This is a genomic window from Ramlibacter sp. PS3R-8, assembly GCF_037572435.1.
Lineage (GTDB): Bacteria > Pseudomonadota > Gammaproteobacteria > Burkholderiales > Burkholderiaceae_C > Ramlibacter.
This window is the reverse complement of record NZ_JBBHGT010000001.1, coordinates 1,176,594-1,192,164: the sequence shown is the minus strand read 5'-3', so window position 1 is coordinate 1,192,164 and position 15,571 is coordinate 1,176,594. Positions and strand designations below refer to the sequence as shown.

The window sequence follows — 15,571 nt, the reverse complement described above, 5'->3', positions numbered from 1 at the left end:
ACCCCGGCGGGCCCGCCTAGAATCGCCGCAACAAGCGCCCACCACGAGGCGCACACCGGAGACAGGGCATGCGCATCCTCATCGCCGAAGACGACCAGGTGCTGGCCGACGGACTGCTGCGCAGCCTGCGCGCAGCCGGCGCAGCGGTGGACCATGTGGCCAGCGGCACCGAGGCCGACGCGGCGCTGCGGACCAACAACGAGTTCGACCTGCTGATCCTCGACCTCGGGCTGCCCCGGATGCACGGGCTGGAAGTGCTGCGCAAGCTGCGCGCGCGCGGCACCGCCCTGCCGGTGCTGATCCTCACCGCGGCCGACGGCATCGACGAGCGCGTCAAGGGCCTCGACCTCGGCGCCGACGACTACATGGCCAAGCCCTTCGCCTTGTCCGAGCTCGAGGCGCGGGTGCGCGCGCTGACCCGCCGCGGCATGGGCGCCTCCACCAGCACCATCAAGCACGGCCCGCTGGTGTACGACCAGGCCGGGCGGGTGGCCACCATCGACGGCAAGATGGTGGAGCTGTCGGCCCGCGAGCTCGGGCTGCTGGAGGTGCTGCTGCAGCGCGCCGGCCGCCTGGTCAGCAAGGACCAGCTCGTCGAGCGGCTGTGCGAGTGGGGCGAGGAGGTGAGCAACAACGCCATCGAGGTGTACATCCACCGCCTGCGCAAGAAGATCGAGAAGGGCCCGATCCGCATCGCCACCGTGCGCGGCCTGGGCTACTGCCTCGAGAAGATCCCGTGACCGCGGACGTGACGCACGCATGAAGATCTTCCAGCGCGAACAGCGCTCGCTGTTCGGCGAGATCCTGGACTGGATGCTCACGCCGCTGCTGCTGCTGTGGCCGGTGAGCCTGGCGCTCACCTGGCTGGTGGCGCAGAGCATCGCAGGCAAGCCCTTCGACCGCGCGCTCGAATACAACGTGCAGGCGCTGGCCCAGCTGGTCAACGTGCAAGGCGGGCGGGTGAGCTTCACGCTGCCGCAGCCGGCCCGCGAGATCCTGCGCGCGGACGACTCCGACCAGGTCTATTACCAGGTGGTGGGCCCGCGCGGCGAGCTGCTCTCGGGCGAGAAGGACTTCCCGCCGCCGCCCGAGGACGAGCGCCCGACCCCCGGCGAGACCCGGCTGCGCGACGCCGAGATGCGCGGCCTGGACGTCCGCATCGCCTACACCTGGGTCAATCCCCCCGCGCCCGGGACCGCCCCCGCGCTGGTGCAGGTGGCCGAGACGCGGGAAAAGCGCTCGGTGCTGGCCACCGAGATCATCAAGGGCGTGATGCTGCCGCAGCTGGTGATCCTGCCGATCGCGGTGCTGCTGGTGTGGCTGGCCCTGGTGCGCGGCATCAAGCCGCTGTCGGAGCTGGAGGAGCGCATCCGCGCGCGGGACCCGGAGGACCTGAGCCCGCTGGACGAAAAGGTGGTGCCGCTGGAAGTGGCGCCGCTCGTGTCTTCCGTCAACGACCTGCTGACACGCCTGAAGGCCTCGATCGCGACGCAGAAGCGGTTCCTCGCCAACGCCGCGCACCAGCTGAAGACGCCGCTGGCGGGACTGCGCATGCAGGCCGACCTGGCCGAGCGCGAGCAGTTCAACACGCAGGAGTTGAAGCAGTCGCTCAAGCAGATCGGCCGCTCCAGCATGCGGGCCACCCACACCGTCAACCAGCTGCTGGCGCTGGCGCGCGCCGAGAGCAGCGGCAAGGCGCTGGGGCGCCAGCCCTGCGACCTGGCCGCGCTGGCGATGGAGGCGGTGCGGGACACCGTGCCGCGCGCGATGGACCGGCACATCGACATCGGCTACGACGGCGCCGAGCCGGGGACCCCGGGTGTCACGCTGCAGGGAAGCCCCACCCTGCTGAAGGAGCTGATCCGCAACCTCCTGGACAACGCGGTGATCTACACGCCGTCCACCGCGCAGCAGCCTGGGGTGGTCACGGCCCGCGTGCTCGCGGACCCCTTCGGCCGCGTGCTGGTGCTGCAGGTGGAGGACACCGGCCCCGGCATTCCCCAGGGAGAGCGCGAGCTGGTGCTGCAGCCGTTCTACCGGGCCCTGGGCACCAACGTCGACGGTTCCGGACTGGGCTTGCCGATCGTGCTGGAGATCGCGCGCCAGCACCGCGCGGTGATAGCGATCGAGGATGCGCGGCCGGGGCACGTGCCGCCAGGAACGCGAGTGACCGTGCGCTTCGACGCGGCGGCGGCCGACGAGGCCGATGCCTAAGGCTTGAACAGGTTCAACTGCAGCCGCTCGCGCTCGATGGCGCGGGCCACGCCAGGCAGTTGCGCGACCTTCTGCACATGGGCCCACAGCGCCGGGTAGCTGGTCGGGTCGATCTGCGCAAAGCCGCCCCAGCGCAGCAGCACCAGCGCGTACGCATCCAGCGGGCCGAAGCGATCGCCGCCCAGGAAGCCCGCGCCGGCCTTCGCGGCCATCGTCTCGATGTCGCCCAGCAAGCGGGCGTACACCTTGGCATTGAACGCCTTGAGCTCGGCCTGCGCCTCCGGCGTGCCGGCGAACTTGAACGGCATGAACACGTGCGTGAAGGTGGGGTGCACGGTGTTGTTCATCCAGGCCAGCGTCTCCAGCACGCGCGCGCGCGCCAGCGGGTCGCGCGGCAGGAACTGCTGTTCGGGAAACTTCGCATCGAGCCAGGTCACGATGGCCAGGATCTGGGTGATGGTCTCGCCGCCGTCCACCAGCACCGGGACCTGCCCGCGCGGATTGACCGCCTTGAAGGCGGCCTCGTTCTGCTCGCCCTTGTGCAGCTTGACCATCACCGGCTCGAACGCGGCGCCCGTGGTTTCCAGCAAGGCGTGGGGCACGAAGGAACAGGCGCCGGGGGCGAAGTACAGCTTCATCGACATGACGGTCTCCAGGGGTTCGCGCTCAGCGGCACGATTGCAGGGTCCGGGTGTTCAGGGGCGCGGCCAGCTCGGCCAGCCGCGAACGCAGATTGTCGTCCACTGCCGGCAGCAGCAGGCGTTGGCCGCGCTGCTCCGGCCGCTCCTGCACCACGCGCGCGGTCTGCACGCCGCGTTCGGCCAGCGCCTGCAGCTGCCGGTTGGCGGCGGCCTCGTTCGGATAGCTGCCCAGCGACAAGCCGGGCTCCAGCTCGGGGTTCGAGGGCGACTCGAAAGTGATGCCGAGTTGCCGCAGTTCGGCGCGCTTGCGCGCCACCTGTTCGACGCCCGCATAGCGGCCCATGTAGACGATCCAGCGTGCCGGCTCCACCACCGGGTCCAGTCTCCACGATCCGGAGGGCCAGGACTCCAGCGCGGTGCGCAGCGGGAAGATCTGGGCATCTTCCAGCGCCGGGGTCTGAAGACATTCCGGTGGCCGGGGGGCTTGCGCCACCACGGTCTCGACGCGCCGCAGTTCGTCCGGCCGCAGGATCCGCACCGACTCCGGCCGCACCTGCTGTTGCAGGCGCTGCGGCTCGGACTGCTGCGCCGGGCCCAGCCCCCACGGCAGCAGGTAGCCCTGCGACCAGGCGAGGAAGCCGCCATTGGCCAGCAGCAGGACGAGGACGATGAAGCGCAGCATGGGGTGGTCAACGGGCCGCGGGCCGCACGCTCACCTCGGAGCTGCTGATGGCTTGCAGGCCCGCGGCAGTATGCACCAGCAGGCTGCCGCCGGCGTCCACGCCCTGCGCGGTTCCGGCCGTCCCGTCGCTCAGCTGCACCGCGCGGCCGCGCAGTGCGTCGCGCTGTTCGAAGCGGTGCCGGAAAGCCGCGAAACCATCGCGCTCGAAGCGCTGCACATCGCGCACCAGGGGCCCAGCGATGCGTTCCAGCACCGCCGGGCCGTCCGCCTGAGGCAACAGTTCACGCAAGGCCGCGGGCGGCGTCGACAAGCCCCCGGGCGGGCGCGGCGCGATGTTCAGCCCGATGCCGATGACGGCGTACCGGGCGCCGGCGGCGCCATCGCCGAAGCTGGCCGTCTCGATCAGGATCCCGCCCAGCTTGCGGTCGCCCAGCCACAGGTCGTTGGGCCACTTGAGCACGATGTCCGGATGCAGGGCCTCCGCCACGCTGGCGCCGACGGCCAGGGACAGCCCCGACCAGTCGGCGGGCGCCAGCGGCAGGCCCAGCGAGAAGGTGAGCGAGTCGCCGGCGCTGCTGAGCCAGTCACGTCCCAGGCGGCCGCGGCCGGCGTTCTGCTGCTCCGCCACCAGCAACACCGGGTCGCCCAGCCCCTTGCGGGCCCGGCGCATCAGCTCGGTGTTCGTCGAATCCAGCAGCGGCAGCACTTCGACCGTGAAGCCGGGCAGCAGCGGCGCCACCGCCTCCCAGATCGCTTCGGCCCGCCAGATCATCTTTTCCTATCTGCGGCGCTTGGGCGCCAGCAGGGTGCCGCGGCAGTTCTTGCTGCCGCACCAGCAGGGGTATTCGGCCTTGAGTTTCTTCGTGTACGGCTCGTCGATGATCAGGCCATAGTCGTAGTTCAGCTCTTCTCCCACCTTGATGTTGCGCAGGGCCTTGATGAACACCCGGCCGTCGTCCTCGTCGGCCTCGCAATTGGGGTTGCAGCTGTGGTTGATCCAGCGGGAGGCATTGCCGCCGACCGCCGCGTCGATGACCCGGCCATCGTCCACATGGAAGTAGAAGGTATGGTTGGGGTCTTCCGGATTCCAGGGATGACGACGCTGCGCCTCTTTCCACGTGATGATTTCGCCCACATATTCGATCAGGGTCTCGCCCTCGGCGATGGGCTGGACCGCGAAGACCCCCTTGCCGTGGACGCCCGACTTGCGGACCTGGATTCTGCGATTCGATTTCGGGGCTGGCTTGGCGGGCGTTGCGGGCATTCGGGAAATTCTGTTAATTTGAACTCGTACACGTGTGCGCGTGCGTGTGCGCGTACGCGCGCGGAAAAGCGTGGATTGTATGAACAGACCAGGACATGGCGCCGCAAGGCCCCTAGTTGACCCGTGACCAAGACCCTAGTGATTGCCGAAAAACCATCAGTTGCCCAGGACATCGTCCGGGCGCTCACCCCCGTGGCCGGCAAGTTCGAGAAGCACGACGAGTACTTCGAGAGCGAGAAGTACGTCGTCACCAGCGCGGTGGGCCACCTCGTGGAGATCCACGCTCCGGAAGAGTTCGACGTCAAGCGCGGCAAGTGGAGCTTCGCCCACCTGCCCGTCATCCCGCCCTACTTCGACCTGAAGCCGGTGGACAAGACCAAGTCGCGCCTGAACGCGGTGGTCAAGCTGGCGAAGCGCAAGGACGTGACCGAGCTGGTGAACGCCTGCGACGCCGGGCGCGAGGGCGAGCTGATCTTCCGGCTGATCGAGCAGTTCGCCGCCGGCGAGAAAAAGCCGGGCACCGCGAAGGCCGCCGGCGGCCTCGGCAAGCCGATCCGGCGCCTGTGGCTGCAGTCGATGACCCCGCAGGCCATCCGCGACGGCTTCGACAAGCTGCGCAGCGACAAGCAGATGCAGGGCCTGGCCCATGCAGCGCGTTCGCGCTCGGAGGCGGACTGGCTGGTGGGCATCAACGGCACCCGCGCGATGACCGCGTTCAACTCGCGCGACGGCGGCTTCTTCCTCACCACGGTCGGGCGGGTGCAGACACCGACGCTGGCCATCGTGGTCGAGCGCGAAGAGCAGATCCGCAAGTTCATCAGCCGCGACTACTGGGAGATCCACGGCAGTTTCCTGGCGGACGCGGGTGAATATCCCGGCAAGTGGTTCGACCCCAAGTGGAAAAAGGACGCCGAGGACCCGGAAAAGCGGGCCGACCGCGTCTGGAGCCAGAAGGAAGCCCAGGCCATCGCCGATGCCGTGCGCGGCAAGGCTGCCACCGTCACGGAAGAATCGAAGCCGACCACCCAGGCCGCGCCCGGCCTGTTCGACCTGACCTCGCTGCAGCGGGAGGCCAATGGCCGCTTCGGCTATTCGGCCAAGACCACGCTGTCGATCGCGCAGTCCCTCTACGAGCGCCACAAGGCGCTGACCTATCCGCGGACGGACTCGCGCCACCTGCCGCAGGACTACCTGCCGGTGGTGCACGAGACCATGGGCATGCTGGCCTCCAGCGACATGCGCCACCTCGCGCCCTTCGCCAGGCAGGCCATCGACGAGCAGTACGTCAAGCCGGTCAAGCGCGTGTTCGACGACACCAAGGTGTCGGACCACTTCGCCATCATCCCGACGCTGCAGGCCCCCAGCGGCCTCTCCGACGCCGAGCAGAAGGTCTACGACCTGGTGGTGCGCCGTTTCCTGGCGGTGTTCTTCCCGAGCGCGGAGTACCTGGTCACCACCCGCATCAGCCAGGCGGTGGGCCACCACTTCAAGACCGAGGGCAAGGTGCTGGTCAAGCCGGGCTGGCTGGCCATCTACGGCAAGGAAGCGGCCTCCGAGGTGGAGGACGCCAAGGAAGGCGACAAGGGCCAGAACCTGGTGCCGGTGAAGCCCGGCGAGATGGTGCGCACCGAAAGCGTCGAGGTCAAGGGCCTGAAGACGCGGCCGCCGGCCCGCTACAGCGAAGCGACGCTGCTCGGCGCCATGGAAGGCGCCGGCAAGTTCGTGGAGGACGACGAACTGCGCGAGGCGATGCAGGAGAAGGGCCTGGGCACGCCGGCCACGCGCGCCTCCATCATCGAAGGCCTGATCAACGAGAAGTACATGCTGCGCGAGGGGCGCGAGCTGATCCCCACCGCCAAGTCCTTCCAGTTGATGACGCTGCTGCGCGGCCTGGGCGTGGAGGAGTTGAGCAAGCCGGAGCTGACCGGCGAATGGGAATACAAGCTGGCGCAGATGGAGCACGGCAAGCTGTCGCGCGACCAGTTCATGCAAGAGATCGCCGACATGACCAAGCGCATCGTCATGAAGGCCAAGGAGTACGACCGCGACACGGTGCCGGGCGACTACGCCACGCTGACGACACCGTGCCCCAACTGCGGCGGGGTGGTGCAGGAGTCCTATCGCCGCTACAACTGCGTCGGCAAGAAGGGCGCCGAGCCTTGCGGCTTCTCCTTCACCAAGATCCCGGCCGGCCGCGCCTTCGAGCTGGCCGAGGTGGAGCAGTTCCTGGAGAACAAGCGCGTCGGGCCATTGCAGGGCTTCCGCTCCAAGGCGGGCTGGCCGTTCACCGCCGAACTGGCGCTGGCGTACGACGAGGAAGAGAAGAACTGGAAGCTGGAGTTCGACTTCGGCAAGGAAGACAACCCCGCCGAGACCGGCGAAGTGGTCGACCTGTCGGCGCAGGAGCCGCTGGGCCCCTGCCCGAAGTGCGGCCACAAGGTCTTCGAGTGGGGCAGCAACTACGTCTGCGAACGCGCGGTGCCGACGCAGGACCATCCCACGCCCACCTGCGACTTCCGCAGCGGCAAGATCATCCTGCAGCAACCGGTGGAGCGCGAGCAGATGGCCAAGCTGCTGGCCACGGGCAAGACCGACCTGCTGGACAAGTTCGTGTCCATGCGCACCCGGCGGCCTTTCAAGGCTTTCCTGGCGTGGGATGCGGAAGCGGGCAAGGTGAATTTCGAGTTCGAGCCGCGCAAGTCGAAGTTCCCGCCGCGCAAGGGTGCGGGCGCGGCGACCAAGGGCACGGCCGTGACGCGGGGGAAGGCGAAGGAGCCGCCGGCGCCGTACAAGGCCACGGCCAAGGCCGCGAAGGCGGTCGTCGCCAGGAAAGCGCCGGCGAAGAAAGCCGCGCCGGCCAAGAAGGCCGCGGCCAGGAAGGCGCCGGCCGGCACGCTCAAGCCGAGCGCCGAACTGGCCGCGGTGATCGGCGACGGCCTGGTGGCGCGCACCGAGGTGATCAAGAAAATCTGGGACTACATCAAGGCCAACGGGCTGCAGGACGCGACCAACAAGCGGGCCATCAACGCCGACCCCAAGCTGGCCAAGGTGTTCGGCAAGCCGCAGGTGACGATGTTCGAGCTGGCCGGGATCGTGGGCAAGCACCTGACCTGACTTTGGTTCATCATTCCAACCGCCCAACAACGACTGGAGGCTCCCCATGAACCGTGTCCTGATCCCCGCCATCCTCGCGCTGGCCGCCACCGGCGCCCACGCCGCCGGCTTCAAGCTGGAAAGCGCCGACATCAAGGCCAACAGCACGATGGACAAGAAGTTCGAGGCCAACGTGTTCGGCTGCGGCGGCGAGAACAAGTCGCCCGCGCTCAAGTGGAGCGGCGCGCCCAAGGACGCGAAGAGTTTCGCCGTCACGGTGTACGACCCGGATGCGCCCACCGGCTCCGGCTGGTGGCACTGGTCGGTGATCAACATCCCCGCGACGGTGACCGAGCTCAAGCCCGACGCCGGCAACGTGAGCAACGCCAACCTGCCGCAGGGCGCGCGCCAGGTCCGCATCGACTACGGCACGGCCGCCTGGGGCGGCGCCTGCCCGCCGCCCGGCGACAAGCCGCACCGCTACGTGTTCACCGTGCACGCGCTCAAGACCGACAAGCTGGACATCCCCGCGGACGCGACCGCGGCGCTGGCCGGCTTCATGATCAACGCCAACGCCATCGGCAAGGCGACCTTCACGGCGAAGTACGGGCGGCCGAAGGCGAAGTGATCACCGCGCCGCCGCCTTCGCCCGAGGAGAAACTGCGGCTGCGCAGCATCCTCGTGGCCGCGGCGGTGCTGCTGGGCATCCTTTGGCTGCACCTGCTGTCCGCGGTGTTCGCGGGGCTGGCGGGCTACGTGCTGTATCGCAAGGTCAGCGCGTTCACCGGGCCGGAGCAGGGTGACTGGCGCAACCGGACGGTGCGCTGGCTGCTGGTCTTCACCGCCGTCGCGGGCCTGGTCGGGGGTGTGCTCTTCGCCTTCGAGCTGCTGTTAAAATCGGGCGGCCTCGGCCGGCTGATGCAGCTGCTGGCAGACACGCTGGACCAGATCCGCGCGACCGCGCCGCAATGGGTGGTGGACCGGTTGCCGGAGTCGGCTGACGCCGTGCAGCACGCGGTCAGCAACTGGTTGCGCGCGCACGCCGGGGAGATGCAGCGCTGGGGCGGCGAGGCGCTGAAGATCCTGGTGCACATCATCATCGGCCTGGCGATCGGCCTCATGGCGGCAGCCGCCAGGCGCCATCCCGACGCGGCGCCGAGCCGGCCGTTGATCCTGCTGGCGCAGGGGCGGCTGCAGAACCTGGCCACCGCATTCGGCGACGTCTTCTCCGCGCAGCTGCGCATCTCGTTCATCAACGCCTCCCTCACCGGCATCTACCTGCTGGTGATCCTGCCGGCGCTGGGCTACCGCGTGCCGCTGGCGCCGACGCTGGTGGGCTTCACCTTCTTCGCCAGCCTGTTGCCCATCGTCGGCAACCTGCTGTCGAATGCCGCGATCACGGTGGCGGCCCTGACCGTGTCGATGTGGCTGGGCGTTGCCTCGCTGGGCTTCCTGGTGGTGGTCCACAAGCTGGAGTACTTCCTCAACGCGCGCATCGTCGGGGGCCGCACCAATGTGCCCACCTATGCGATGCTGGCCTCCATGCTGGTGCTCGAAGCAGCGTTCGGCGTCGCCGGCCTGGTGGCGGCGCCGATCTACGCCGCGTGGGTCACCCGCGAACTGCGCGAAGGCGGTTGGGTCTAGGCGCCAGCGCGGCGCCGCCGCAGCGGGCAAGACCGCTCCTATATGATGGTCATCATATAGGCGTATCCTGCGGTCCCTCTTCTGCTGAAGACCATGGACCAAGCCCCCGGCACCCGCAAGCAGCGGACGCACGACCGCATCCTGGACACGGCAGCGCGCGTGCTGCGCGCAACCGGCTTCCAGGGCGTCGGCGTCGCGGACATCATGAAGCGCGCGGGCCTCACCCACGGCGGCTTCTATGCCCACTTTCCGTCGCGTGACGCGCTGCTGGCCGAAGCGCTGCTGCGCGCGGGCGAGGACAGCCATGCGCGGCTGGCACGCTCCATCGCCGCCGGCGAAAAGAAGGACGGCCCGTTTCGCGCGCTCGTCGAAAGCTACCTGTCGGACCGTCACCTGGCATCCGCCGAAAGCGGGTGTCCCGTGGCCGCGCTGGCCTCCGAGCTGCCGCGTCAATCCGACCCCGTCCGCGCCGCCGGCGCGACGCGGGTGCAGTCCCTCATGGCCACGGTCGCTGCCACCATGGAACCAGGCGTTGCAGCGGAGTCGGCCGGCGTCGTCGCCGCCCAGCTCGTGGGCGCGCTGCAGATCGCGCGTGCGCTGGGCGACAACGCCAAGGGCCGGCGCCACCTGGCCGCGGCGCGGCGCTTCCTGCTGGAGCAATTCGAATCATGAGCACCGTGGCCCTCGCGCCCAACGCCGCCACGCAAAGGATGCTGGACGGGCCGGTGCTGCCGACGTTGCTGCGCCTGGCGACGCCCAACGTGCTGGGCCTGTTCGCCAACACGGTGGTGATCGGGTTCGATGGCTACATCGTCGGGCGGCTCGGTGCCGATGCCCTTGCCGGTGTCGCCGTGGTCCTGCCGCTCGCCATGCTGATGCTGCAGATGTCCGCCGGGGGCCTGGGCGGCAGCACGACGGCCGTGGTGGCGCGCGCGCTCGGCGCCGGTGATGCGCCACACGCCACGCAGCTGGCGCGGCACGCCCTGCTGCTCGGGCTGGCCGCGTCCTTGCTGTTCACGCTCGTCGCTTCCGGGTCTGCGCTGTACGGCGCGATGGGCGCGCGCGGCGGGGTGCTGGCGCAGGCCAGCAGCTATGCCGCGGTGCTGTTCGCCGGCGCCGCCGCGGTGTGGTCTGTCAACGTGCTCGCAGGCATCGCGCGAGGCACCGGCGCCATGGGCTCCGCAGCCCTGGCACTGGTGGGAACGACGGCGATGCACCTGGTGCTGTGTCCGCTGCTCGTCTTCGGCGCCGGGCCGGTGCCGGCCCTGGGCGTGGCCGGCGCGGCGGCGAGCACCGTGACATGCAGCACCGTGTCGGCGCTGGGCCTGCTCGCGTGGCTGTCGCGTCGCAAGGCCGCCGTTCGCATCATCGGGCCCGCATGGAAACTGCGGTCCGCCACCTTCCGGCAGATCCTGAAGCTCGCGCTGCCGTCGGCGATGAATCCCGTGCTGAGCAACGGATCGATCGCCGTCGCCACGGCCTACGTGGCCACCTTCGGCAGCCTCGCGGTGGCCGCGTACGGCATCGCCGCCCGGCTGGAGTACATCCTGGTTCCCATCGCCTTCGGCATCGGCAGCGCGCTGACCGCCATGGTCGCCACCAACCTGGGCGCACGGCAACCGGCGCGCGCCAAGCGCGTCGCGTGGGTCGGCGCCGGACTGGTGTGGGGCGTGACCGGCCTGATCGGCGTCGGGGCCGCATTGTGGCCGCAGGCGTGGATGGCTCTGTTCAGCAGCGATCCGACGGTGCTGGCCATGGGCAACACCTACCTGCGCATCGTGGGCGGCGCCTATGGCTTCTTCGGTTTGGGGCTCGCCTTGTTCTTCGCGTCGCAAGGCGCCGGACGGCTCTCCTGGCCGCTGGTGGCCAGCACGGCACGCCTCGTCGTCGTGGGCGTGGGCGGCTGGCTGGTGCTCCGCGTTCTTGGCGGATCGGCCGAATCGTTGTATGCGGTCATCGCAGGCAGCCTGTTGGTGATGGGCGTGACGCTTGCGACGGCGACCTGGCTGTCGAACTGGGCGACGGGCCGGCAGGCTGCATAGTTGAGGGCTTGCTGAAGGGAGTTGATGTGCCGACAGTCCTGTCTCTCTTGTCCGGCCTGGACCTGAACATGGCGGTCGTGGAGCTTTCCGGAATCACGCTGTCCGGTCCACTGGTCGCCCCGGTGCCCCGGACGGACGACCGTTCCGCGCCGGGGACCACCGTGCCCGCAGCCTCCTGGTCGCTCGGCCCTTTGGCGACGGCCGAAGGCGCCATCCGCGCCGAGATCGTGGATGCGCACCTGGTGTTCGACGCCGACGTCACGGTGCCGATCCGCCAGGGGCGGATCCATTTCAACGACGCCACGGTCGAACATGTCGGGCCGGATTCGCGCATGGGCGTGAGCCGGATGGGCATCTACGTCGACGCGCCGAACGGGCGCAGCTATCTCTACCAGTTTCCTGCCACGCCGGTGTCGGGTGTCCAGTACGAACAGCGCGGCGCCTTGCTCGGCGCGAGGGTCTCCGACCGTGGCAGCCTGGAGTTGCAGCCGTTTGCGGAGGCGCTGTTGGGACAGCTTGGGGGCGGCCACGGGCTTGGCGTCACCGAGCAAGCCCGCTTGTTGTTCGACCGCACCGCCGTCAAGGGTGAGGTGCGTCTGGCCGACGGCCAGCTTGCCCTGCCGGGCGTGCAAGCCGACATGGTGGGCCGTGCGAAGGGCCACAACACGGTTCGCGTGCACTCGGAGTCGGTCGGCCGCGGGCTGACCGTCGAGGTCGATTCGTTATCGGCCCGGAATGCGCAGATCCATGCAGGCGACGTGCGATTTCACTGCGACGAAATCACGGCAGCCCTGGGCCTTCGACTTTTCATCGAAGGGACGCAATTGCGATTCACGATGGAGATCGCGAAGTTGCGGCTCTCAGGGCTGCGGAAGATGGCCTAAGGACGGGGTTGGCTGGCCGCGTCACGCGCGCCCCGCCGTTGACCCGGGCGCTGCGGCTCGCTGGCTGCATCGGCGGGCGCGGATGCAGCTGGCGCGGCAGGTGCTGCTGCACCTGACGGGCGCGGGCGCCGGCGCTCGGATCCGTCGGCAGCGGATGCACCCGGCGCGGCCGCCGCCGGTGCCGTTTCCCTCGCCTGGCGCGCACGCTGGCGTCCAGCGGCTCCCGGCTCGGCAGGCGCCGAAGCGGGACCGGCCGCGGCAGAACTCGGCGCCGCCGGGCGTGCCGCCGGTGTGGCCGGTGTCGCCGGTGTGGCGGGCGAAGCTGCACCGGGTGGTGTCGCCGATGTTGCGCGATCGGAACCTCGGCCGCCTTCCTCCCTGGCGTTGCGTGGACGCGGGCGTCCAGATGCGCCGGCATCGGCGGGAGCGGATGCCGGACCGGCGGCGGCCGAAGCCGGCGGCGCCGGCCGGGCGGCGGGAGTCGGCGCCGCCGGTGTTGCGGGCGTTGCCGGTGCTGCCGGCGTAGCGGCGGCAGGCGGGGTCGCCGGCGTGGCAGCAGGCCTGCCCGGTGCAGCGGATGCGGGTGCGGCAGGCCTGCCCGGTGCAGCCGATGCCGGTGCGGCAGCGGCGGGGGCGGCAGCCGCGGGTGCCGCGGAAGCCGGTGCGCCGGGTGCGGCGGCTGCGGGCGCACCGCCATCACGCTGCCGGCGGCTGCGCCGCTCGGCTGCGGCCGACGACGCCGCTGCGGGCGCCTTCGGCACTTCGACAGCCTTGGTTTCCGGCACCACCTTGACTGCCGCCGCACTGGCGGGTGCAGCCGGCTTGATGGCGGCGACGGCGGCTGCATCGAGCGGCTTGCCCGCATTGGCGGCCAGCGCGGCTTGCTTGGCTGCGAAGGACGGCTGCGGCGGCGGCGGTGCGACCTGGGCGACGACCGCGCGGCGCGGGGGCGCCTCGGGGGGCCGCCCGGCCGGTGCCGATGCAGCACCCACCACGCTGATCCGCAGCGGGACCACCGGGGGCGCCGCCAGGACGGCCCCGGCCCGGAAGCCCTGGTCCGTGATGCGGATGGTCACGCGTGCCACGGGTTGCGACTGCGAAAACGCGGCGGCGGGCACCGCGACGATCGCCCCGGGCACCTGTCGGTTCTTATAGGTGACGGTGATGTTGCGATTGTCGTAATGGTTGGTGACGACCTGGCGGTCGACGCGTGCATTGCTGGCGTTCAGGCTGTAGAAGTATTCGCGGCTGGTGGTGTAAGACGGGCGATACACGTCACGCGGCCCGAGCGGGAACCAGGCGACCGTGCCATTGGCAGCGCCGGGAGTGCCGGTCCCCACGAAGGCCACCACTGCCGGCGCGTAGACCGGTCGCGTGTTGGCCGGGCCGGGCACCCAGCCCCAGCTGTTGTCCACGCGCATCCAGCGACCGTAATGCGACGGCGCGAATCCCCACGGGGCATCGTCGATCCACGTCCAGCCCCACGGATCCACCCAGGCCCAATGGCCGTCACGGTAAGGCGCCCAGTCGGCAGCCACACGGCGCGGGATCCACACGGGGCCGACGTCGGGAACCGTGCGCCAGGTCCCGTGCTGGTCGAGGTCTTCGAAGCCGATCATTTCGGCCGAAACGTAGCGGCGCGATGGCGACGTGTCCCAGCGACGGTCGCGGCCCGCGACCCAGCGATCGAATTCGTCGGGCGCGCGCAGCGCAAGGACGTCGTAATCGTCGAGCTCCCCGCCATAGAAAGCGAAGCTCTGGCGCTCGTTGACGAAGAACGCGCGGCGCTCGGCGAACACTTGCGCCCGCCCTTGCAGGACCGCTACGGTGGTCGAGTCATCTCGCGGGCTGACGTCGATGCGATAGCTGCCCGGCCGGCGGATGGAAAAAGCCAGGTTGGGCGTGTCGATCTCGACGATCTCTCCGCGGTCGAGGCGGCGCACGCGCACGTGCAGCGTGCCCTCCGTCAACTGGATCTGCGTGGTGCGGTCGTCGACGTTGAGCAGCGTGAGGTCGGTGCCGCCGCCAGCGCGAACCGCCACGGCGCCCAGCTGCAGTTCAGCGCGCGCGCCGCGCTCGACCCACAGGCGGTCGCCGGTGGTGAACGGGCGGTTGACGATCGCGCGGCCCCAGTCGCGCTCGCCGCCGGGCGAGAAGCTGGCATTGCCGCTGACATAAGCGAGGCGCGCGACGCGGGTGGGTGGATCGGCGAGGGCCGTGCCGGCCAGCACCGCGAAAAGCAGGAACGAAAGCAGCGCGCGAGCGCGTGAGAGGACCATGAATAGTCTCCAGGATGCCAATGATGAGTTCTAGGGGCGAATGCGCAACCCTTATAACGTTTCGGTTGGAAGGGTCGCCGACACGCGAGGGTAACTGGTGTTTCAAGACTGACTTTGCTCAGTCACGGCGCCGCGGAATGAGTGGCGCCCTGGATCGCAGCCACCACCGCGTCGCCAAAGCAAGGGCAATCCCCGATGACAACCCAATCCCTGGCGGTCTACCCTTGGTAATACCACGGTAAGGCATCCCTCCCCACGGGCTGCCGCAATCTCCCAAAGGCCCCCCGATGTCCAGAGACGAAGCACGCTCACCGCACGCGATCGCGGTACCACGATGGCCGGCGATCGGCCTCGCCAACGACCACGCCGGGTTCCTGCTGAAGGGATTCGTCACCAGCGTCCTCAAGCAGCACTGCGACCAGATCATCGACGTCGGCGCCAATTCCGAAGCGCCGGTCGATTTTCCGGATGTCACGCGCCAGGCCATCTCGCTGATCCAGACCGGAAAGGTCAAACGCGTCATCCTCGTCTGCGGCACCGGCGCCGGCGCCTGCATCGCAGCCAACAAGATCCCCGGCATCCGCGCCGCCGTCTGCCACGACACCTTCGTGGCGCGCCAGGCCGTCGAGCACGACGACGTCAACGTGATGTGCATCGGCGCATGGATCGTCGGGCCGCAGGTGGCCCGCGACGTGATCGAGACCTTCCTCTCCGCCGAATTCAGCACGGAAGAGCATTTCCGCCGGCGCGTCGAAAAGCTCGGCGACCTGGAGCGGGAAGCAGCCAGGGCCCTGATGCAGGGAAGCCAGAAGGGCTGAACCGTTTCCA

The 15,571-nt window shown here is 69.5% G+C and carries 14 protein-coding genes; 9 read left to right on the top strand and 5 right to left on the bottom strand.

What is annotated here, in order from left to right; translation table 11 throughout:
* Positions 1-68 precede the first annotated feature (68 nt).
* Positions 69-740, top strand: a complete 672-nt coding sequence (locus WG902_RS05600) for a response regulator transcription factor (protein ID WP_340058966.1) — start codon at positions 69-71, stop codon at positions 738-740.
* 19 nt (positions 741-759) lie between these two features.
* Positions 760-2,214, top strand: a complete 1,455-nt coding sequence (locus WG902_RS05595; RefSeq protein WP_340058965.1) for a sensor histidine kinase — start codon at positions 760-762, stop codon at positions 2,212-2,214.
* On the opposite strand, the gene WG902_RS05590 is transcribed toward WG902_RS05595, so the two are convergent.
* The 4 genes from WG902_RS05590 to WG902_RS05575 are packed head-to-tail and all read right to left on the bottom strand — an operon-like array spanning position 2,211 to position 4,801.
* On the bottom strand, positions 2,211-2,858 hold the full coding sequence (locus WG902_RS05590; protein WP_340058964.1) for a glutathione S-transferase family protein: 648 nt from the start codon (positions 2,856-2,858) through the stop codon (positions 2,211-2,213). The two genes, WG902_RS05595 and WG902_RS05590, sit on opposite strands and share 4 nt — an antisense overlap.
* A 22-nt stretch (positions 2,859-2,880) precedes the next feature.
* Positions 2,881-3,537 (bottom strand): SPOR domain-containing protein, encoded by a 657-nt coding sequence (locus tag WG902_RS05585; protein WP_340058963.1) that lies wholly within the window; start codon positions 3,535-3,537, stop codon positions 2,881-2,883.
* Between the two features lie 7 nt (positions 3,538-3,544).
* The gene (locus WG902_RS05580) at positions 3,545-4,309 is read right to left on the bottom strand and encodes a biotin--[acetyl-CoA-carboxylase] ligase (RefSeq protein WP_340058962.1); all 765 of its coding nucleotides are present in this window, start codon (positions 4,307-4,309) and stop codon (positions 3,545-3,547) included.
* Between the two features lie 6 nt (positions 4,310-4,315).
* A complete protein-coding gene (locus tag WG902_RS05575) occupies positions 4,316-4,801 on the bottom strand; it encodes an SET domain-containing protein (RefSeq protein ID WP_340058961.1) in 486 nt (161 codons plus the stop codon).
* 123 nt (positions 4,802-4,924) lie between these two features.
* On the opposite strand from WG902_RS05575, the gene WG902_RS05570 reads away from it, so the two are divergent.
* From WG902_RS05570 to WG902_RS05545, 6 genes are all read left to right on the top strand, one after another.
* Entirely contained in the window at positions 4,925-7,915 is a 2,991-nt protein-coding gene (locus tag WG902_RS05570) for a DNA topoisomerase III (RefSeq protein WP_340058960.1), read from the top strand.
* 46 nt (positions 7,916-7,961) lie between these two features.
* Complete coding sequence (locus tag WG902_RS05565) at positions 7,962-8,522, top strand: YbhB/YbcL family Raf kinase inhibitor-like protein (protein WP_340058959.1); 561 nt, start codon at positions 7,962-7,964, stop codon at positions 8,520-8,522.
* Positions 8,519-9,538 (top strand): AI-2E family transporter, encoded by a 1,020-nt coding sequence (locus WG902_RS05560; RefSeq protein WP_340058958.1) that lies wholly within the window; start codon positions 8,519-8,521, stop codon positions 9,536-9,538. Before WG902_RS05565 ends, WG902_RS05560 begins: the two co-directional genes overlap by 4 nt.
* 93 nt (positions 9,539-9,631) lie before the next feature.
* Entirely contained in the window at positions 9,632-10,210 is a 579-nt protein-coding gene (locus WG902_RS05555) for a TetR/AcrR family transcriptional regulator (RefSeq protein WP_340058957.1), read from the top strand.
* The gene (locus WG902_RS05550; RefSeq protein ID WP_340058956.1) at positions 10,207-11,580 is read left to right on the top strand and encodes an MATE family efflux transporter; all 1,374 of its coding nucleotides are present in this window, start codon (positions 10,207-10,209) and stop codon (positions 11,578-11,580) included. Before WG902_RS05555 ends, WG902_RS05550 begins: the two co-directional genes overlap by 4 nt.
* Positions 11,581-11,627: 47 nt before the next feature.
* A complete protein-coding gene (locus tag WG902_RS05545) occupies positions 11,628-12,464 on the top strand; it encodes a hypothetical protein (protein ID WP_340058955.1) in 837 nt (278 codons plus the stop codon).
* Here WG902_RS05545 and WG902_RS05540 read toward each other — a convergent pair.
* Positions 12,461-14,743 carry a DUF6600 domain-containing protein gene (locus WG902_RS05540; protein WP_340058954.1) on the bottom strand — a complete coding sequence of 761 codons (2,283 nt, stop codon included), beginning with the start codon at positions 14,741-14,743 and terminating at the stop codon, positions 12,461-12,463. The genes WG902_RS05545 and WG902_RS05540 overlap by 4 nt on opposite strands.
* 287 nt (positions 14,744-15,030) lie before the next feature.
* On the opposite strand from WG902_RS05540, the gene WG902_RS05535 reads away from it, so the two are divergent.
* A complete protein-coding gene (locus WG902_RS05535) occupies positions 15,031-15,561 on the top strand; it encodes an RpiB/LacA/LacB family sugar-phosphate isomerase (protein ID WP_340058953.1) in 531 nt (176 codons plus the stop codon).
* Positions 15,562-15,571 lie beyond the last annotated feature (10 nt).